The sequence below is a fragment of the Nocardia sp. bgisy118 genome (assembly GCF_057708605.1).
In genome coordinates, this window is record NZ_JBYISM010000022.1 from 102,259 (window position 1) to 119,979 (window position 17,721).

The 17,721-nt window shown below is 69.3% G+C and carries 22 protein-coding genes; 8 read left to right on the top strand and 14 right to left on the bottom strand.

Annotated features, from left to right (window positions below; genetic code table 11):
• The first annotated feature begins 14 nt into the window (after nucleotides 1-14).
• The 3 genes from AC3EO7_RS25040 (at nucleotide 15) to AC3EO7_RS25050 (ending at nucleotide 1,806) form a co-directional block, all read left to right on the top strand.
• The gene (locus tag AC3EO7_RS25040) at nucleotides 15-890 is read left to right on the top strand and encodes an oxidoreductase (protein WP_431962173.1); all 876 of its coding nucleotides are present in this window, start codon (nucleotides 15-17) and stop codon (nucleotides 888-890) included.
• A 74-nt stretch (nucleotides 891-964) separates the two neighbouring features.
• A complete protein-coding gene (locus tag AC3EO7_RS25045) occupies nucleotides 965-1,420 on the top strand; it encodes a transcriptional regulator (RefSeq protein WP_431962171.1) in 456 nt (151 codons plus the stop codon).
• Nucleotides 1,417-1,806 carry a DUF3817 domain-containing protein gene (locus AC3EO7_RS25050; RefSeq protein ID WP_431962169.1) on the top strand — a complete coding sequence of 130 codons (390 nt, stop codon included), beginning with the start codon at nucleotides 1,417-1,419 and terminating at the stop codon, nucleotides 1,804-1,806. The genes AC3EO7_RS25045 and AC3EO7_RS25050 overlap by 4 nt, the downstream gene beginning before the upstream one ends.
• Before the next feature lie 12 nt (nucleotides 1,807-1,818).
• Here AC3EO7_RS25050 and rdgB read toward each other — a convergent pair whose 3' ends face one another.
• The 10 genes from rdgB to clpS all read right to left on the bottom strand — a co-directional run bounded on the left by rdgB (nucleotide 1,819) and on the right by clpS (nucleotide 9,081).
• On the bottom strand, nucleotides 1,819-2,430 hold the full coding sequence (rdgB, locus tag AC3EO7_RS25055) for an RdgB/HAM1 family non-canonical purine NTP pyrophosphatase (protein WP_431962167.1): 612 nt from the start codon (nucleotides 2,428-2,430) through the stop codon (nucleotides 1,819-1,821).
• Complete coding sequence (gene rph, locus AC3EO7_RS25060; protein ID WP_431962165.1) at nucleotides 2,430-3,203, bottom strand: ribonuclease PH; 774 nt, start codon at nucleotides 3,201-3,203, stop codon at nucleotides 2,430-2,432. Before rph ends, rdgB begins: the two co-directional genes overlap by 1 nt.
• A gap of 55 nt (nucleotides 3,204-3,258) precedes the next feature.
• Nucleotides 3,259-4,023, bottom strand: coding sequence for a cyclic nucleotide-degrading phosphodiesterase (locus AC3EO7_RS25065; RefSeq protein ID WP_431963534.1), 765 nt, complete (start codon nucleotides 4,021-4,023; stop codon nucleotides 3,259-3,261).
• A 204-nt stretch (nucleotides 4,024-4,227) separates the two neighbouring features.
• Nucleotides 4,228-4,947: a rhomboid family intramembrane serine protease gene (locus AC3EO7_RS25070; RefSeq protein WP_431962163.1), complete on the bottom strand. Its 720-nt coding sequence runs from the start codon at nucleotides 4,945-4,947 to the stop codon at nucleotides 4,228-4,230.
• Nucleotides 4,948-5,051: 104 nt separating this feature from the next.
• Nucleotides 5,052-6,014: a PLP-dependent cysteine synthase family protein gene (locus tag AC3EO7_RS25075; RefSeq protein WP_067841390.1), complete on the bottom strand. Its 963-nt coding sequence runs from the start codon at nucleotides 6,012-6,014 to the stop codon at nucleotides 5,052-5,054.
• 4 nt (nucleotides 6,015-6,018) lie between these two features.
• Nucleotides 6,019-6,318 (bottom strand): MoaD/ThiS family protein, encoded by a 300-nt coding sequence (locus AC3EO7_RS25080; protein ID WP_431962161.1) that lies wholly within the window; start codon nucleotides 6,316-6,318, stop codon nucleotides 6,019-6,021.
• 35 nt (nucleotides 6,319-6,353) lie between these two features.
• Nucleotides 6,354-6,776 (bottom strand): M67 family metallopeptidase, encoded by a 423-nt coding sequence (locus tag AC3EO7_RS25085; protein ID WP_435592528.1) that lies wholly within the window; start codon nucleotides 6,774-6,776, stop codon nucleotides 6,354-6,356.
• A 186-nt stretch (nucleotides 6,777-6,962) separates the two neighbouring features.
• Nucleotides 6,963-8,021 carry a P1 family peptidase gene (locus AC3EO7_RS25090; RefSeq protein ID WP_435592529.1) on the bottom strand — a complete coding sequence of 353 codons (1,059 nt, stop codon included), beginning with the start codon at nucleotides 8,019-8,021 and terminating at the stop codon, nucleotides 6,963-6,965.
• 124 nt (nucleotides 8,022-8,145) lie between these two features.
• Complete coding sequence (aosR, locus tag AC3EO7_RS25095; protein ID WP_431962155.1) at nucleotides 8,146-8,715, bottom strand: oxidative stress transcriptional regulator AosR; 570 nt, start codon at nucleotides 8,713-8,715, stop codon at nucleotides 8,146-8,148.
• 45 nt (nucleotides 8,716-8,760) lie between these two features.
• On the bottom strand, nucleotides 8,761-9,081 hold the full coding sequence (clpS, locus tag AC3EO7_RS25100) for an ATP-dependent Clp protease adapter ClpS (RefSeq protein ID WP_357410159.1): 321 nt from the start codon (nucleotides 9,079-9,081) through the stop codon (nucleotides 8,761-8,763).
• Nucleotides 9,082-9,146: 65 nt separating this feature from the next.
• On the opposite strand from clpS, the gene AC3EO7_RS25105 reads away from it, so the two are divergent.
• Complete coding sequence (locus AC3EO7_RS25105) at nucleotides 9,147-10,478, top strand: nicotinate phosphoribosyltransferase (protein ID WP_435592546.1); 1,332 nt, start codon at nucleotides 9,147-9,149, stop codon at nucleotides 10,476-10,478.
• Nucleotides 10,479-10,484: 6 nt separating this feature from the next.
• On the opposite strand, the gene AC3EO7_RS25110 is transcribed toward AC3EO7_RS25105, so the two are convergent.
• Nucleotides 10,485-10,715 (bottom strand): hypothetical protein, encoded by a 231-nt coding sequence (locus tag AC3EO7_RS25110; protein ID WP_435592530.1) that lies wholly within the window; start codon nucleotides 10,713-10,715, stop codon nucleotides 10,485-10,487.
• A gap of 101 nt (nucleotides 10,716-10,816) precedes the next feature.
• On the opposite strand from AC3EO7_RS25110, the gene AC3EO7_RS25115 reads away from it, so the two are divergent.
• The 4 genes from AC3EO7_RS25115 to AC3EO7_RS25130 all read left to right on the top strand — a co-directional run bounded on the left by AC3EO7_RS25115 (nucleotide 10,817) and on the right by AC3EO7_RS25130 (nucleotide 15,082).
• Complete coding sequence (locus AC3EO7_RS25115; RefSeq protein WP_435592531.1) at nucleotides 10,817-11,386, top strand: nicotinamidase; 570 nt, start codon at nucleotides 10,817-10,819, stop codon at nucleotides 11,384-11,386.
• 96 nt (nucleotides 11,387-11,482) lie between these two features.
• Nucleotides 11,483-12,028 (top strand): DMP19 family protein, encoded by a 546-nt coding sequence (locus tag AC3EO7_RS25120; RefSeq protein ID WP_431962149.1) that lies wholly within the window; start codon nucleotides 11,483-11,485, stop codon nucleotides 12,026-12,028.
• Nucleotides 12,029-12,060: 32 nt separating this feature from the next.
• Complete coding sequence (locus tag AC3EO7_RS25125) at nucleotides 12,061-14,109, top strand: ATP-dependent DNA helicase (RefSeq protein WP_431962147.1); 2,049 nt, start codon at nucleotides 12,061-12,063, stop codon at nucleotides 14,107-14,109.
• A gap of 268 nt (nucleotides 14,110-14,377) precedes the next feature.
• Entirely contained in the window at nucleotides 14,378-15,082 is a 705-nt protein-coding gene (locus AC3EO7_RS25130) for a methyltransferase domain-containing protein (RefSeq protein WP_435592532.1), read from the top strand.
• 69 nt (nucleotides 15,083-15,151) lie between these two features.
• On the opposite strand, the gene AC3EO7_RS25135 is transcribed toward AC3EO7_RS25130, so the two are convergent.
• The 3 genes from AC3EO7_RS25135 to AC3EO7_RS25145 are packed head-to-tail and all read right to left on the bottom strand — an operon-like array spanning nucleotide 15,152 to nucleotide 17,676.
• Entirely contained in the window at nucleotides 15,152-15,919 is a 768-nt protein-coding gene (locus tag AC3EO7_RS25135) for an ESX secretion-associated protein EspG (RefSeq protein WP_431962143.1), read from the bottom strand.
• The gene (locus AC3EO7_RS25140; protein ID WP_435592533.1) at nucleotides 15,916-17,247 is read right to left on the bottom strand and encodes a hypothetical protein; all 1,332 of its coding nucleotides are present in this window, start codon (nucleotides 17,245-17,247) and stop codon (nucleotides 15,916-15,918) included. Before AC3EO7_RS25140 ends, AC3EO7_RS25135 begins: the two co-directional genes overlap by 4 nt.
• A gap of 9 nt (nucleotides 17,248-17,256) precedes the next feature.
• On the bottom strand, nucleotides 17,257-17,676 hold the full coding sequence (locus tag AC3EO7_RS25145) for a hypothetical protein (protein WP_435592534.1): 420 nt from the start codon (nucleotides 17,674-17,676) through the stop codon (nucleotides 17,257-17,259).
• Nucleotides 17,677-17,721: the final 45 nt, after the last annotated feature.

Consider the following 17,721-nt stretch of genomic DNA (forward strand, 5'->3'; position numbering starts at 1 on the left):
AGTAAGGTTGCCGCATGGCGTGGAAACCTACCGAAATCCCGGACCAGACCGGGCGCACTTATGTCATCACCGGCGCCAACGGCGGCCTCGGCGCGGAGACCACCAAGGTGCTGGCCGCCAAGGGCGCGACCGTCGTCATGGCCTGCCGCAACGCCGCGAAAGCGAAGGAGGTGGCGGCCGAGATCCCCGGTGACGTGCGGGTCGCCGCGCTCGACCTCGCCGACCTGACCTCGGTGCGCGCGTTCGCCGAACAGTCCGGCGAGTTCGACGTGCTCGTCAACAACGCGGGCCTGATGAACATCCCCTTCTCCCGGACCGCGGACGGCTTCGAGACCCAGTTCGGCGTCAACCATCTCGGCCACTTCGCGCTGACCGGCCTGCTGCTCGACCGTGTCCGCGACCGGGTGGTCACGCTCGCCAGCATCGCGCACAAGCAGACCCCGAAGCTGTGGATCGACGACCTCAACTACGAGAACCGCCGCTACCAGCGCAATCTCGCCTACGCGCAGGCCAAGCTGGCGAACCTGATGTTCGCGCGGGAGCTCCAGCGCCGCCTGGCCGAGTCCGGCTCGAAGAAGCGCTCGTACGCCGTGCACCCCGGTGTCTCGGCCACCGATCTGTTCGCCAGGACGGAGACCCCGCTCGACCGGGTCAGCAAACCGTTCATCCGCCTGATCGGGCACGCCCCGGCGAAGGCCGCGCACTCGACGCTGTTCGCCGCCACCATGCCCGACGCCGATCCCGACATCTACTGGGGTCCGACCCGGCTGTTCGGCACCCAGGGACCCGTCCGGCCCTCGCCGTCGACCAGGCTCTCGAAGAACCCCGAATTACAGCGGCGGCTGTGGTCGGAATCGGAGCGGATGACCGGGATCACGTACAAGTTCTGACCGTGCTCGCGGCGGGGAGAGCCGAGGCCGACCTGCTCCTACGCACCCTGTAGTAGACAGGTACCGTAGTAGGCGTGTCCGCTTCTCCCCGCCGCTCGGCACACAATCGCCCAGCCCTTATCGTGCTGGTGATCGTGGCCGCCCTGGCCTGTCTGGCGCTGGGCTGGTGGCAGTGGGAGCGATTCGAGTCGTCCAGCGGCACCGGCCAGAATCTCGGGTACGCGCTGCAGTGGCCGTTGTTCGCCGGGTTCGCGGTATTCGCCTATTTCCGGTTCGTGCGGCTGGAGACCGAGGCCGAAGACCAGCACACCCAGGGCCCCGCGCCGCAGCGGACCGAAGCCGCCCCCAAGACCGCGCCGCGCGAGATTCCGGCGGGCATCCTGCCCGAGCGACCCAAAGCCGCGCGCGACGACGACCCGGTGCTCGCCGAATACAACAAGTACCTGGCCGCGCTCAACGCCAACGAGCTCGACGACCGGGTTCGCCGGGCGGGCCTGGACACCCGCAACACCGAGAGGAGCGCCGGTTGAGCGCCAGCGAGAACGAGACCACCGTCGCCACCGAGCCGCAGGCCGCGCCCGCGCCCACGCTCACCAAGGCGGCGAACACCGCCAAGATCGCCTCGGCCCTGCTGCGCTACCGGGTGCTCGCCTGGACCACCGGCCTGTGGCTGCTGCTGCTCACCGGCGAGATGATCGCCAAGTACGGCTTCGGCGCGAGCACGCCGAGCTGGATCGCGGTCGTGCACGGCTGGGTGTACTTCATCTACCTGATCGCCACCGCCGACCTCGCGGTCAAGGTGCGCTGGCCGATCGGCCGCACCGTCGGCACCCTCATCGCGGGCACCGTCCCGCTGCTGTCGTTCTTCGTCGAGCACACCAACGCCAAGCAGGTCAAGAACGACTTCGGCGTCTGAGCCGCGCGGGCGTCAGCCCTCGGCGAGCTCGGTCAGCGCGGGCAGCAGCTGCCGCAGCGCGCGGCCGCGATGCGAGGCGGCGTCCTTCTCGGCGGGCGTGAGCTGGGCGGCCGAGACCTCGCCGCCCTCCGGCACGAACAGCGGGTCGTAACCGAAACCGCCCTCCCCCACCGGTTTCCGGGCGATGACGCCGGGCCACTCGCCGCGCACCACGAGTTCCGCGCCATCGGGCGCCACCAGCGCGCAGGTCGAGACGAAGCGCGCACCGCGCCGCTCGTCGGGAACATCGGTGAGCTGGGCGAGCAGTAGCGCGTTGTTGGCGGCATCCTCGCCGTGCCGCCCAGCCCAGCGGGCCGAGAGCACGCCGGGCATGCCGTTCAGCGCGTCCACCTCGATACCGGAATCGTCTGCGACACAAGGCAATCCGGTCGCCGCAGCGCCGTCTCGAGCCTTGGCGAGCGCGTTCTCTTCGAAGGTCGCTCCGGTCTCGGGCGCCTCGTCGTAGGGGGGCACGTCGTCCAGACCGACGATCTCCACCCCCGCGACGCCCGCCTCGTCGAGAATGCGGCGCAGTTCCTTCAGTTTCTTGGCATTGCGGCTGGCGACCAGGACGCGGCGGCTCATCACTTCTTCTTCGACGTCTCGACGGGGTCCGGCAGCACTCCGGGGTACGGCAGCGCCAGCGCCTCCTTCTGCACCGTGAACAGCTGCTCGCATCCGGCAAGCGCGGAGTCGAGGAGCTTGTCCAGGGTGGAGCGTGGGAAGGTGGCGCCCTCGCCGGTGCCCTGGATCTCGACCAGGGTTCCGGTGTCGGTGGCGACCACGTTCATGTCGACCTCCGCGCGCGAATCCTCCTCGTAGGGTAGGTCGAGCCGCACCCGGCCGTCGACGACGCCGACGCTCACCGCGGCGATCGCGCACGAGATGGGCTGCGGGTCGGCCAGCCTGCCGGAGGCGCCGAGCCAGGTCACCGCGTCGGAGAGCGCCACGTACGCGCCGGTGATGGCCGCGGTGCGGGTGCCGCCGTCGGCCTGGAGCACGTCGCAGTCGATGGCGATGGTGTTCTCGCCGATGGCCGCGAGATCGATGCAGGCGCGCAGCGAGCGGCCGATCAGCCTGCTGATCTCCTGGGTGCGCCCACCGACCTTGCCCTTCACCGACTCCCGGCCGGAGCGGGTGTGGGTGGCCGCGGGCAGCATCGCGTATTCGGCGGTGAGCCAGCCGAGTCCGGAATCGCGCCGCCACGGCGGCACGCCCTCGGTCACACTGGCCGTGCACATCACCCGCGTCTGACCGAACTCCACCAGCACCGAACCGGCTGGATGCGTGGTGAATCCACGGGTGATCCGTACCTCGCGGAGTTCATCGTCCGCCCTGCCATCGGCTCGTCTCGACACGAGGCCAGCCTAGTGGACGTGCCCGGCGCGGTCCGACCGCAACCCCGGCGACCCGTCAGATCTCGAAGCTCTCCCCCGGCGCGACGGCGTGCACCGGGCCGGTGAACTCGGCCTTGGCCTCGGCGATGACGTCCTCGCGCGAGGTCCACGGCGGAATGTGGGTCAGCAGCAGTTCCTTCACGCCGGCGCGGGCCGCGATCTGGCCCGCCTCGGTGCCCGAAAGGTGGATGCCGGGCGGACGATTCGCCGGATCGTGGGTCCACGACGCCTCCGCCATCAGGATGTCGGCGCCCTGGGCGAGCTCCTGTACGGCGTCGCACATCGCGGTGTCGCCGGTGTAGACGAAGGTGCGGCCCGCCTTGGTGGTGATGCGCAGACCGTAGGACTCCGGCGGGTGGTACATCCGCCGCGCCACGACCGTGTGGCCAGGGCCGAACTCGATCTGCTCGCCCTCGGCCCACTGCCGCATGTCGATCACGTCGGACCAGTCGTCGCATTCGCCGCCGATCTCGGCCGAGGCGTTGCCGATGCGCAGCGCGGCGTCCGAGGGCCCGCGCACGATGGCCCGCCCGACCGGCGGGGTGGGGTGGTAGCGCCGCCACACCAGCAGACCGGGCAGGTCGAGGCAGTGATCCGCGTGCAGGTGGGTGAGGAAGACGTCGACCTCGCCGGGGTCGGCGTAGCGCTGCAGCGCGCCGAGCACACCCGGACCGAAATCGATGACGGTCGGATTCATATCCGGGCCGCTCAGCAGGTATCCCGACGCTGGGGAGTCCGGGCCGGACACACTGCCCGAGCACCCGAGGACGGTAAGGCGCATGCCCTCATGCTGCCACGACGAATTCTCGGTCACGAAACGATCCCCCCAAATCTCCGACGGGTTGCACTCGCACCGTGGTGCGCCCAGGATCCCCGCTCGATCCTTCCAACGGCGTCGACGTCCATTAGCAGAGCGTACCCAGCCGCCGGGCGACTCATGCGCCACCCGCGAAATCATCCCCCGGCCAAGAGATTCCGGGCGGCCTCAGGCGGGTGTCGGCTCGGGCGCGCGCCGTTGCCTCGGGGCGAGCAGCCACGCCGCGACGACACCGCCGATCGCACCGAAAAGGTGGCCCTGCCAAGAGATTCCGTTCTGGCCGGGCAGCACGCCCCAGAGCAGCGAGCCGTACAGCACCAGGACGACGAACCCGAGCACGATCTGTCCGATCTGCTTGGTGAACCAGCCGCGCAGGATGAGGAAGGTGAGCCACCCGAAGACCAGCGAGGAGGCCCCGACGTGCACGGTGCCGTCGCCCCCGGTGAGCCAGGTGCCGAGCCCGGCAAGCACCCAGATGATCGCGGTGGCCGCCAAGCCGCGCCCGATCCCCGCCGCCAGGACGAGGAACCCGAGGACGAGCACCGGCAGCGTGTTGCCGATCAGATGCTCCCAGCCGCTGTGCAGCAGCGGAGCCCAGAGAATGCCCCACAACCCGTCCGCCTCGCGCGGTTCGATACCCGCGCGATCGAGCTCGCGGCTGTCGATGGCGTCGAAGCCTTCGATGGCGTACAGCAGCAGCACGAATCCGGTGATCAGCACCCCGGCGCGCAGCCACAACTGCCTGACCGCCCCGGCATTGCCCGGACGCGGCACGGGCTTCGAGCCCGGCGGCGCCGCACCGGGCGTTACCGAGCGCGGCGTCCCCCACTGCGCCCGCAAGGCCGCGATCCGATCCGGGTCGAACGAGGGCCCGAGTCCGCCGGTCATGGCAACCTCCTGATCGATGCCACAGCTCGTCCTTCGAGCGTACCGATCCCGAGTCGCCGCCCCGGCCGACACGGCGCCGGGTCACGCACCCGGCGCCGCGGCGCTCACGCCCAGAGCTGGCCTTCCAGCCGCTCCTCCGCCTCTTCGAGCGTTCCGTCGTAGGCACCGGTCGACAGGTACTTCCAGCCGCCGTCGGCCACCACGAACGCGATATCGGCCCGCGTGCCCGCCTTGACCGCCTTGCGCGCCACGCCGAGCGCCGCGTGCAGGATGGCTCCGGTCGAGATGCCCGCGAAGATGCCCTCCTCGAGCACCAGTTCGCGAGTGCGCTTGACCGCGTCGAACGGACCGACGGAGAAGCGGGAGGTCAGCACCGACTCGTCGTACAGCTCGGGGATGAAGCCCTCGTCGATGTTGCGCAGACCGTAGACGAGTTCGCCGTATCGCGGTTCGGCCGCGACGATTTCGATGTTCGGGACCTTCTCGCGCAGGAAGCGCCCGGTGCCCATCAGCGTGCCGGTGGTCCCGAGTCCCGCGACGAAGTGCGTGATCTCGGGCAGATCGGCGAGCAGTTCGGGACCGGTCCCCTCGTAGTGCGCGAGCGCGTTGGCGGGGTTGCCGTACTGGTAGAGCATCACCCAGTCGGGGTTGGCCGCGGCGATCTCCTTGGCCTTGGCCACCGCCTGGTTGGAGCCGCCCGCGGCGGGCGAATCGATGATCTCCGCGCCGAACATGGTGAGCAGCTGACGTCGCTCCACCGAGGTGTTCTCCGGCATCACGCACACCAGCCGGTAGCCCTTGAGCTTGGCGGCCATGGCCAGCGAGATACCGGTGTTGCCGCTGGTGGGCTCGAGGATGGTGCAACCCGGCCGCAGCAGACCGTCGGCCTCGGCCTGTTCGATCATGCGCAGAGCGGGCCGGTCCTTGATCGACCCGGTGGGGTTGCGGTCCTCCAGCTTGGCCCACAGCCGCACGTGGTTCTCGCCGTCCCACTGCGGGGACAGCGTGCGCAGGCCGACCAGCGGGGTGTTACCGAGGGTCGCGATCAGCGATTCGTAGCGCGCCACGGAATCAGCGAATCCCGTCGACGTGCGTCCGCGCGCCACCGGCGACCGCGGGCAGGATGGTGACGCTCGCGCCCGCGGGCACCTCGGCGGCCAGACCGCCCGCGAAGCGCACGTCCTCGTCGTCGACGTAGATGTTGACGAAGCGGTTCAGCTTGCCGTCCTTGAGCAGCCGCTCGGCCAGCCCGGGGTGGTTGGCGTCGAGGTTCTGGATCAGCGCGGACAGCGTCTCGCCCTCGGCCTGCACGCGCTTCTCGCCTCCGGTGAGGCCGCGCATGATGGTCGGGATGGACACGGTTACCGACATGGGTACTCCTCGGTGGTTCTCGTCAGGGCTCGGGGTCAGGCGGTCTCGTAGGCGGCGACGATCCGCACCGGCTCCTCGGTGACCTCGCCGTCGAGGATCCGGTAGCTGCGCAGCTCGTGCTGTTCGGGGTCGCGGGTCGAGACCAGCACGTAGTGCGCGTTGGGCTCGGACGCGTAGGAGATGTCCGTGCGGCTGGGGTAGGCCTCGGTGGCGGTGTGCGAGTGGTAGATCACCACCGGCTCCTCGTCGGCCGCGTCCATCTCGCGCCACACCTTCAGCTGTTCGCCGGAATCGAAGCGGTAGAAGGTCGGGGAGCGTTCGGCATTGACCATCGAGACGAACCGCTCCGGCCGATCGGAGCCCTCCGGACCCGCGATGACCCCGCAGGCCTCGTCCGGGTGGTCGGCGCGCGCGTGCGCCACCATCGCCTCCACGAGGTCGGCTCTGATCACCAACACGAGTAGAACCCTTCCGCATACCTTCGCCGACCTGATCCACAGCCGACAACGAGCCAGCCTATTCGCCTATTCCCCCCGTTCCACTCTCCGGTCCCGGTTTCCCGGATTCGTCGGCACGCAGTTTCCGGTCACCGTCTCGGCGTGTCGCGCGGCGAGTCGGTGTGCGCTAGCGCGAAAGGTGTGGAGTCAGTCCAGGAAGAGGTCGGTGTAGGTGGGGATGGCGGCGACCGGGGTGGCGGCGAGGACGGCGTCGACGATGGCGCGTTCGACGCAGAGGGCGGCCGCGGTGCAGAGGGCGTCGAGGAGCAGCAGGTCGTCCGGGAAGGCGGGCGGCAGCGGAACGGGCGCGGGCCTGGCGGTGCCGGTGGCCAAGGCGAACAGGGTGTCGCCGTCGAGTGGCGAGTGCGCGGGGCGTACCGCACGGGCGAGGCCGTCGTGCGCGGTGGCCGCCATCCGGCGGCAGGCGGACGGATCGAGCGGCGCGTCGGTGGCGACCACGCCGATCGTGGTGTTGAGGACGGTGCCCTTGACGGGCAACGCGTTGGCGCGGGCCAAGCGCTCCGGATCGGCCGGTCGCAGCCCGAACCGATCGGGTCCGTCGGTGCCCGCTCCCCACGGCAGACCGGTGCGCGGATCGAACACCGACCCGACCGGGTTGGCCACCACCAGCGCGGCCACGGTGACGCCCGCGGCAGGTCCTTCACCGAGCACGAGGCTCGCGCTGCCCACGCCGCCCTTGATCGATCCGGCGCGCGCTCCGACGCCCGCGCCGACCGAGCCGCGCTCGAAATCGGCGGCTGCGGCCGCGGCGGCACGGTAGCCGAATTCGGCGGTGGGCCGCACGTCCCAGTCGCCGACCGGCAGATCGAAGATCACCGCGCCCGGCACGATCGGCACCACCCGGTCGGCGTCCTCGGGGTCCATCGGTATGCCTTCGCCCTGCTCCTCCAGCCAGCGCATGACACCGTCGGCGGCGGCGAGGCCGTACGCGCTGCCGCCGGTCAGCAGGATCGAATGGACCTGGCGAACGGTGTTGGCCGGGTCGAGCAGATCGGTCTCGCGGGTGCCTGGCCCGCCACCGCGCACGTCGACCGAGGCGACCGCGCCGCCCGATGCCCGTACCACGGTGCAGCCGGTGGCGGCGCCCGAACCGAGGGTGGCGTCGGGATCGAGGGCGTGATGGTGCCCGACGAGCAGACCGGCGACGTCGGTGAGCGAATCGCGTGGACCCGGCACTGCGTTCATGCGCTGCCCTCCAGAGGTTGCGGGACGACCCGCTTCATTCTGCGCCCGGTCGTGCGATCGGACTCGGTACCGGAACGCACGCGCGACCCGTCGCCGGGCGGGCGGCGGCAGCGTTCGGCTTCGGTCAGGGCGCGAGCGCTTGCAGCAGCGTGTCCTGCATCCAGGTCAGCCAGTGGTAGACGTCCAGGTGCGGACCGCGCGGATCGTCGGGATCGAGATGGTCGGGCGTGTCGGCGTCGATCTCGAGCACCGTGCCCAGCGCCAGGCGGACATCGGTGAGCGCGGCGAGCCAGGCGTCGGCCTGTTCCGGGGTGAGCACGATCTTGCCGCCGTCCGGCGGGACGGTGTCGAGCACCACGGCGCCCGCGGCGAGCTTGCTGTCGATGATCTCCGGCTCGTGCAGGCCGCGCAGGGCGCTGTTCAGGCCCGCGCGCTCGGCGTCGGGGGAACCGGGCTCGGCGCGATGGAAGTCCGGCAGCAGCCGCAGCAGTCGCGGATCGTCCGGCGGGGAGGTGTTGCCGGTGCGTAGGCCGGTGAGCGCGGCGAGCTCGTCCTCGGGCGCGGACCGCGACCGCTCGGTGAGCAACCCGGACACGGCGCCGACCAGGGAGCGCAGGACTCCGGCCTCCCTTGCGTCCATCTCGGACCGCAATTTGAGGCCGCTCAGCGAGTTCTTCCGGCTCCACTTACGCACGGAGCCTGCTCCATTCACGCACGAGCGCCAGGGTAGTCGTACCGATCAGTCGTCCCGTTGCATGGTCGCCCACAAGCCCGCGGCGTGCAGCCTGCGGACGTCGTGCTCCATCTTGTCGCGCGAGCCGGACGACACCACGGCCTTTCCTTCGTTGTGTACCTGCAGCATCAATTCGGTCGCCTTGGCTTTGCTGTAGCCGAAGAGCTTCTGAAAGATGTAGGCCACGTAGTGCATGAGATTGACCGGGTCGTCCCACACCACAGTTACCCACGGACGGTCCTCCGCCTCCAGGATCTCGGTGTACTCGACCGCTTCCGGGGTCGCCTGTGCCGCCGACAGTGTCGTTCTCGTTTCGCACAAGCTCATAACGTCCAGGGTACGACTCGCCTCCGGAGATACAACACCCGTGCACGGCAGCCCCGCGAGTCCCGCTGGCTACAGTGGCCGATGTGGAGCACCACCACGGGATCGCCAGCACCGCGCTGCTGACCGACCAGTACGAACTGACCATGCTGGCTGCCGCGCTCGCCGACGGCTCCGCGCATCGCACGTGCACGTTCGAGGTCTTCGCCAGGCGGTTGCCACATGGTCGCCGGTACGGTGTCGTCGCCGGAACATGCCGATTGCTCGACGCGCTGGCGAACTTCCGTTTCGGTGCAAAGGAGCTGGCGATCGTCGCCGAATTCCTGGACGACCGCACCCTGGACTGGCTGCGCGACTACCGCTTCACCGGCGCGATCGACGGCTACGCCGAAGGGGAGCTGTACTTCCCTGGCTCCCCGATCCTTTCGGTGCGCGGCAGCTTCGCCGAGTGCGTCGTGCTGGAGACGCTGATCCTGTCGATCCTCAACCACGACAGCGCGATCGCCTCGGCCGCGGCACGCATGGTGAGCGCCGCCGCGGGCCGCCGGATGATCGAGATGGGCTCGCGGCGCGCCCACGAACTGGCCGCGCCCTCGGCATCGCGGGCCGCCTACCTCGCGGGCTTCGACGCCACCTCGAATCTGGAGGCGGTGCGCACCTACGGCGTGCCGGGCGCGGGCACCAGCGCGCACGCCTTCACGCTGCTGCACAGCGCCGCCGACGGCGCGCACGAGGCCGCGGCCTTCCGCGGCCAGGTCGAGACGCTCGGCGTCGGCACCACCCTGCTGGTCGACACCTTCGACATCACCCAGGGCGTGGCCACCGCGATCGAGGTCGCGGGCACCGAACTCGGCGGGGTGCGCATCGATTCCGGCGACCTCGGGGTGCTGGCCAGGCAGGTGCGCGCGCAACTCGACGGACTCGGCGCGACGAAGACCCGCATCGTGGTCTCGGGCGACCTGGACGAGTACTCGATCGCCGCGCTGCACGCCGACCCCGTCGACGTGTACGGCGTCGGCACCGCACTGGTCACCGGGTCCGGCGCGCCGACCGCGGGCATGGTCTTCAAGCTGGTGGAGGTGGACGGACTGCCGGTCGCCAAGCGCAGCAGCCACAAGGAATCTCGCGGCGGCGCGAAGAAGGCGGTGCGGCTGGCGCGCGACACCGGCACCGTCGTCGAGGAGATCGTCTACCTCGCGGCAGGCCCCGAGCCCGCGAGCGACGGCTTCCAGCCCCGCCCGCTGTCGGTCCCGCTGATGCGCGACGGCAAAGCGCTGGACGGACTTCCGACCTTGGCCGAGAGCCGGGGGCTGGTCGCGCGCGGGCTGGTCAGCCTGCCGTGGGAGGGTCTCAAGCTTTCCGACGGGGAGCCCGCGATCCCGACGACATTCGTGAGCTGACCGCCGTCATTTCCCGGAGGGCCTGCCACCGGGTCGCCCGATGCCCGTGAAGGCGACGAGGGCCAAGACGACCAGCAGTGCGATCACGCCGACCACCACTCCGCTGATCACCACCGAGAACCACTCGGCGCCCGCGGGCCACTCGCCGTCGGACGCGCGCAGCGCCAGCGAGAACCCGGTGAAGCCCGCCGCCGTACCGAGAGAAACCCCGGTCGCCAACTTCGCCGCAGGACTCATATCCACCTCCCTGTCGAACCGATCCGCCCGGACAACAGAGCGGCAAGAGGTAATCACCGGCGGGGTAATCTTCGTTTACATCACCCGGAAGGTGTCATGAGATGAATCGGGCGTTGATCATCGTCGACGTGCAGAACGATTTCTGCGAAGGCGGTTCGCTCGCGGTCGACGGGGGCGCCGCGGTCGCACGCCGCATCAGCGAGCACGTGACCGCCGGTGACTACGCCGCCGTCGTGGCCACTCGCGACTACCACGTCGATCCCGGCGCGCACTTCTCGACCGAGCCGGACTACGTGGACAGCTGGCCCCCGCACTGCCGCGTCGGCACCCCGGGCGCCGATTTCCACCCGAACCTGGACACCGCGCCGATCCACGAGATCTTCTCCAAGGGCGAATACAGCGCCGCCTATTCGGGTTTCGAGGGCGCGGCCGCCGACGGGACCGACCTCGCCGAGTGGCTGCGCGAGCGCGATATCGACACGGTCGACGTCGTCGGCATCGCCACCGATCACTGCGTGCGCGCCACCGCGCTGGACGCCAGGGCGGCCGGATTCGAGACGCGCGTGCTGCTCGGCCTGACCGCGGGCGTGGCGCAGGCGACGACCGAGAAGGCGCTCGGCGAACTCGAGGCCGCGGGCGTCGAGCTCGCCGGCGAACTGCCCGGCCGCTAGGCGCTGCGCGAGGTCCGTGCGTACCTGTCCCGGCCCGCCCGAGGTCGGCCGATCGCACTGGGCCGCGGACGGACCGGCCCGTTAAGGTCCACCACCGTGGACTACAGATTTCCGGCGAGCGCCCGCGCCGCCGTCGCCAGGGCGCTGGCCGACGCCGAGGACATCGACCGCGCGGCGGACATCGTCTTCTGGTCCAATCCGGCGACCGAAGAGCTGCGCGCCGACCCGGTCCGCCGCCGCACCGCCCTGCCGCCCGCCTTCGCCAATCTCATGGTGCTGGCCGCGCTGAACGACCACGTCGGCGGCGAGGGCTTCGGCCGCTACCTCACCCGGCGAGCCGACGAACTCCCCTGGCTGCCCGGCGCGCTGCGGGCCGCGGGGATGCCACAGCTGGCCGCCGCGGTGGTGGTCGCCGGATACGAGGCGCTGGCGGAATCGCACGACAACGCCGACCTGGATCGGCTCTGGGACGACGAGTACGCCGTGCTCGACAACCCCGACCGGATCAGGCAGCCGCCGGACAACACGCGGAAGAACCGCGCGGACGCGCTCTACGACGCCAACGAGCCCGCCGATTTCCAGCGGCGCGTGCTGGAGTACGCGCGCGCCAACCTCGACGACTTCGTCCGGCCCGACCGGTGAACCGTGTCGGTGGTGCGCAGTAGGCTGCACGCGTGCCCGAACTGCCCCCAGTCTCCGATCTTTTGGCCACCGCCGTGCACGCACTGGGCGGTAAGGAGCGCTCCGGGCAGGTGACGATGGCGTCGGCCGTCGACCACGCGATCGACACCAAGGAGCATCTGGCCGTGCAGGCCGGGACCGGCACCGGCAAGTCGCTGGCCTACCTGGTGCCGAGCCTGCGGCACGCGGTGCGCACCGGGCGCACGGTGGTGGTGTCGACCGCGACGATCGCGCTCCAGCGTCAGCTGGTCGACCGCGACCTGCCCCGCCTCGCCGAGGCGCTGGCCAAGCCGCTCGGCCGCCCGGCCCGCTTCGCGATCCTCAAGGGCCGCAACAACTATCTGTGCCTGAACAAGATCAACAGCGCTATTCCTGACGAGCCCGCCGAGGCCGAGCTGTTCGACGCGTTCGCGATCTCCCGCCTCGGGCGCGAGGTGCAGCGCCTGAACGACTGGGCCTCCAACACCGAGACCGGCGACCGCGACGAGCTCGCGCCCGGCGTCACCGACCGCGCCTGGCGTCAGGTCAGCGTGTCCTCCCGGGAGTGCCTCGGCAAATCGCGCTGCCCGTTCGGGCAGGACTGCTACGCCGAGCGCGCCCGCGCCGAGTCGGCCCAGGCCGACGTGGTGGTGACCAACCACGCCCTGCTCGCCATCGATGCCATCAGCGGCATCCAGGTGCTACCCGAACACGATGTCGTGGTGATCGACGAAGCGCACGAACTGGTCGACCGGGTCACCGGCGTGGCCACCGCCGAACTGGCGCCGTCCGCGATCAGCGCCGCCGCCCGCCGCTGCGCCAAGCTCGTCGACGAGCGCGAGGTGGATCGGCTGGAGGGCGCGGCGGAGGCCTGGCATCAGATCCTCGACGAACTGCCGCCCGCCCGCTGGGACGTCATGCCCGACGGTGTCGCCCAGGCGCTGGCCCTGGTGCGCGACGCCGCGTGGAACGCGCGCACCGAACTCGCGCCGCCCGGCAGCAGCAACCCGCAGGGTGATCCGGAAACCGCGGCCGCTCGCACGCAGGCGCTGGCCGCGATCGATGAAATACACGACAGCGCCGTCCGCGCGCTCACCGCATTCGACGAACCCGATCCGGCGTCCCGGCGCGACGTCATCTGGCTGGCGGCCGAGGACGCGCGCGGCGGCGTGCCGCGCAAGACGCTGCGCATGGCGCCGCTCTCGGTCGGCGGACTGCTGCGCTCGCGGCTGTTCGGCACCGCCACCGTGGTGCTCACCTCGGCCACCCTGCAGATCGGCGGATCCTTCGACGGACTCGCGGTCACCTGGGGCCTGCCCGCGCAGTCCGCGAACCGCCCCGACACCGGGACCGCCAACGGCGCGCAGGCGCCCTCGGACACCGAGACCGTGCGCTGGAGTTCGCTCGACGTCGGCTCCCCCTTCGACCACGCCAAGTCGGGCATCCTCTACGTCGCCAAGCATCTGCCGCCGCCGGGCCGCGACGGCCTGCCGCCCGCCTACCTCGACGAGATCGAGCGCCTGATCGATGCGGCGGGCGGACGAACCCTCGGCCTGTTCTCCTCGATGCGCGCCGCCCGCGCCGCCACCGACGCGCTGCGCGACCGGTTGAACACCCCGGTGCTGTGCCAGGGCGAGGACTCGACGGGCGCGCTGGTCCGCAAGTTCGCCGACGATCCAGAGACCTCGCTGTTCGGCACCCTGTCGCTGTGGCAGGGCGTCGACGTGCCGGGCCCGTCGCTGAGTCTGGTCATCCTGGACCGCATTCCGTTCCCTCGCCCGGACGACCCGCTGCTCGCGGCACGACAGCGAGCGGTCGAATCCCGAGGCGGCAACGGCTTTCTCACCGTCGCGGCCAATCACGCGGCGCTGCTGCTCGCCCAGGGCACCGGCAGGCTGTTGCGCAGCGTGGACGACCGCGGCGTCGTCGCCATCCTCGATTCCCGGTTGGCCACCGCACGCTATGGCGGCTACCTGCGCGCCACCCTCCCGCCGTACTGGGAGACCGCCGATCCGGAGGTCGTCGTGAAGGCGCTGAAACGGTTGACCGCGAACGCAAGCTGACCGCGGTCGACCTTCGAGCCCGAACCCCGGCGTCCATGGACCACGCGCCACCGACACAAACTGTGATACCACTCACAATTGGCCGCGATTGGTTCCGTCTGGAAGTAAGTTTGGCCTCGATACTTCGGTGGACCCCAATTCCCGCGCCGAACGTATCGGTGATATCCCCGCGCCAAGCCCTGCACGCGGCGCGGGGATATCGTGAAAACAATTCCTCGGCACAAAAATTCGGATGTCTCGCCCCAGAAGCGTATGAGACAGTGTCCAGATGAAGCGCCCCACCGAAACCGACGCACTCGGTGAATTCCTGATCAGCGCAAGATCGTTGGCCGAGTATCGCGCCATCTTCGAACTCACCGCCGCCGACCTGCGCGGCCGCATCCTCGACTGTCCCGGCGGCGCGGCCAGTTTCGCCGCAGAAGCCGCCGAACTCGGCGTCCAGGTCACCGCCGCCGACCCCGTCTATGCCACACCGGCCGCCGAACTCAGGGAGCTCGCCCGCACCGAAACCGAACGCGCAAGCGCATACGCCGGAGCACATCACGACCGTTATCGCTGGGACTACTACGGCGACCCGGACCGCCATCACGCCATCCGGCTGACCGCCGCCACCCGCTTCGGCGACGACCTGCTCGCCAACCCCGGCCGCTACGTCGCCGCCCAGCTCCCCGCGCTCCCCTTCCCCGACAACAGCTTCGACCTCGCCCTGAGCTCCCACCTGCTGTTCAGCTACGCCGACCGCCTCGACGCCGACTTCCACCTCGCCGCCCTGCTCGAACTCTCCCGCGTCACCACGGGCGAAACCCGCCTCTACCCCCTCGTCGACCACACCGGTCACCCACAGGACGACCTGGTCGCCCACCTCCGAAAGAAACTCCACGACAAGGGCATTCCCACCACACTCCGCCCCACGCGCTACGAGTTCCACCGCGGGGCGACCAGCATGCTGATCCTCTACCCGAACCAGAATTGACCGTCGGCCGATAGATTCGGCGCGTACCGCTTCGTGCCGTGGAGGTTCGCTGAATCTACGGTCGGCCGGTCACCAGCGACGGGCAACGGGGCGATACGTCGACTCGATCAAGGTGGCCAGCTGCCGCTCGATCTCTTCGGGGCCCCCTGGCGTGACGGTGAAATCCTCACCACCCTGGTGGTAGAGCAGGTACCTACCGTCCGCGGGAAGATAGTCCAGCCAATGGAATCCCCGTCCGTCATTCGTCGGCCTGCTGTCGTAGGCCGCGCCCCGGTAGGCGGTGATCTCCCCGAGACCGGACCGGGGGCGCCGCAGAATGCGATTCAACTCCTCGGTGTGCGACAACCGCGTCGGGTGGCGCGCGTAGTCCGTCCGATCCAAATCAGAGCGACGCCCGCGGATCGGCGCGTGTCGCCCCTCGGCGCATCTCGGCAGGTGGGCCACAATAAGCCGAGCGGCGGCTCGCGCTGGACAGTTCCAGAGCAGCACGTCGCGGCCGTACTGCTGTGTCGGCCCTGGCAATTGGACCGCGACCGTCGCGGTATCGCCGTCCACACCCGCATGGATACGAACGACCTGGGCGAAATCGCGCCCGAAGAAGCCGTGCACCTCCACACGGACTTGCGGCTCGAGCAGCACCTGCAATGCGCCGTGCAGGCGGTGGTCGGCGATCCGGCCGAGCCGCTGCCCGGCTTCGGCGCGCGCATGCAGGTAATCGTCGTGCGCCTCGATGCCTTCGACGGTGTAGCGCAGCGGATAGGGCAATCGGTCACGGCCGAACGCCTCCAGCGCCAGCTGGAACATGAAACCGTCCAGGCGCCAATGAGATTCGTTCATCCGCCGATCACTCCACCCGGCGGCAGAGCGGGCGGCTGCATCCCGAGCAATTCGTCTCCATGGTCATAGATCAAATAGTCGGGCGTCTTGTGCTCATCGTCGTCATCGCCCTTACCGCGAGCGGCTGGAGCGCCCATGCCGGGCATGCCCGCCCTGCCGGTGCCCGCCGGACGACTGTTGGCCAACCCGCCTGACGGCCCCGACTGCCCCGGCACGTTCCCACCCGGCACCGACCGCCCGGGCGACGGGATCGTCGGCACGCCCGGACCGGGCGCCCCTGGGCCCGGACCCGAGGGCGTCGGCAGACCCGTATTCGGCAATTTGGTGTCGGGAACCGTCACGGCAGGTGTCGTGGAGGCCGGCGTGGTCGACGTCGGATCGGTCGGAGTCGTGCTCTGCGGAGTCGTACTCTGCGGGTCGCCCGTCGTCGGGTCCTCGGGTGTATCCGTGTCCGTCGGGTCGTCAGTGCCCGGATCACCTGGTCCGGGCCCCGGGCCTGGACCAGGACCGGGACCGGGACCCGGACCGGGCCCAGGAATCTTCGGCTCTTCCTTCTTGTCGTCGATCGCGCTCTTCGGCTCGGGCAGGATCGGCGTGTACGGATCCACTTCGTCCACGACACCGGGCTGATACACCCGATCCATGAAGTCGCGGACCCGATTCTCGGCTTCGTCGGCGCGGTACTGGGCGCTCTTGAAGACCCCGTTGCCGGGGATGTGACCGATGACCTGATCGATGAGCGACAGACTGTGCGGAGTGTCCACGGTCTGCTGCGCCTGGGTCAGATACCCCTCGGTGAGATCCAGACCCCGCGCCACCATGTTGAACGTGACGATCAGCTTCTTCATCTCATCCGCGTAGGACTTCGTGGACTCGACGACCGCGTTGGCGGTCTTGCCCTGCATGAAGTCGTCGATGTCGCGTTGCACGCCGGTGGAGAAGTCACTGACGAGGCGTTCGGCTTCGCGGACCATGTCGCGCCAACCGTCGGCGGCCTTGTTGATCTCGGGTTGCTTGACATCCTTCAAGTGGTTGTAGATCCACTCGTGCGACTGAGAAAGGAACGATTCCTTCTTGTCTCCCACCAGGACTCGGTCCGCGTATCGGCCGTCGTATTGCGACTGCAGATCTGACCACGTCTTGTTGACGAACTGCCGGTCGGTATCCCACTGATTCTGATACTTCGTTTGGCGATCGTTGAAGTCTTCCTGTTGGGTCTGAGCTTCGGATCGCGCGTGGAAGAAGTTGTACACATGACGCGGAACCGCGATCACTGGAACGCCATAGCTGGCGACGTTGGCCAGCCACTCGTGCGGAGGAGTCCCCATTACGCCTGCTTACACATCCGTGTTGTTGAACTGACTGGCATTGGCCTGGTCGGTATCGGAAAGCTTGCGAATCGACAAGGCATAGGTATCGCGCATCAAGGTGACGAGATCGATGTGCTTCTTCAGCTGATTGACCGCAGAGTCGGAGTCGTTGACTGCCTTGTTCTCGAACTTCGCCTTCAAAGCTTGGGCGGAAGGAAGCGTTCCGAAACCACCTATTTGGCCAAGATCAGATGCCTTGACGAGAAGGAAATCCTCGAGTCCATTGAGCATCGCCTCGGCGCGGTTGCGCAACGCGTCGCCGATCTGATGGTCCATCCGAAACTCACCTGACTCCGCTTTCTGCTTATAGCCGCGCCACTGCGCCAAGGCATCATCTATTGACTGAGGGTTCTGCGGAGTTCCCGCAGGTTGGTTTTCATTCGCCATCAGCCCCTCCCTCTCTGACCGGTCTTCGAAATGAACCGCGACATC

Coding starts and splice junctions, on each gene's coding strand:
- AC3EO7_RS25130 (WP_435592532.1), top strand. CDS start 14,378: ATGAAGCGCCCCACCGAAACCGACGCACTCGGTGAATTCCTGATCAGC.
- AC3EO7_RS25140 (WP_435592533.1), bottom strand. CDS start 17,247: ATGGGGACTCCTCCGCACGAGTGGCTGGCCAACGTCGCCAGCTATGGC.
- AC3EO7_RS25145 (WP_435592534.1), bottom strand. CDS start 17,676: ATGGCGAATGAAAACCAACCTGCGGGAACTCCGCAGAACCCTCAGTCA.
- rdgB (WP_431962167.1), bottom strand. CDS start 2,430: ATGAGCCGCCGCGTCCTGGTCGCCAGCCGCAATGCCAAGAAACTGAAG.
- AC3EO7_RS25080 (WP_431962161.1), bottom strand. CDS start 6,318: ATGTCGGTAACCGTGTCCATCCCGACCATCATGCGCGGCCTCACCGGA.
- AC3EO7_RS25065 (WP_431963534.1), bottom strand. CDS start 4,023: ATGCGCCTTACCGTCCTCGGGTGCTCGGGCAGTGTGTCCGGCCCGGAC.
- clpS (WP_357410159.1), bottom strand. CDS start 9,081: ATGAGCTTGTGCGAAACGAGAACGACACTGTCGGCGGCACAGGCGACC.
- AC3EO7_RS25110 (WP_435592530.1), bottom strand. CDS start 10,715: ATGAGTCCTGCGGCGAAGTTGGCGACCGGGGTTTCTCTCGGTACGGCG.
- AC3EO7_RS25135 (WP_431962143.1), bottom strand. CDS start 15,919: ATGAACGAATCTCATTGGCGCCTGGACGGTTTCATGTTCCAGCTGGCG.
- AC3EO7_RS25115 (WP_435592531.1), top strand. CDS start 10,817: ATGAATCGGGCGTTGATCATCGTCGACGTGCAGAACGATTTCTGCGAA.
- AC3EO7_RS25040 (WP_431962173.1), top strand. CDS start 15: ATGGCGTGGAAACCTACCGAAATCCCGGACCAGACCGGGCGCACTTAT.
- AC3EO7_RS25090 (WP_435592529.1), bottom strand. CDS start 8,021: ATGAACGCAGTGCCGGGTCCACGCGATTCGCTCACCGACGTCGCCGGT.
- AC3EO7_RS25070 (WP_431962163.1), bottom strand. CDS start 4,947: ATGACCGGCGGACTCGGGCCCTCGTTCGACCCGGATCGGATCGCGGCC.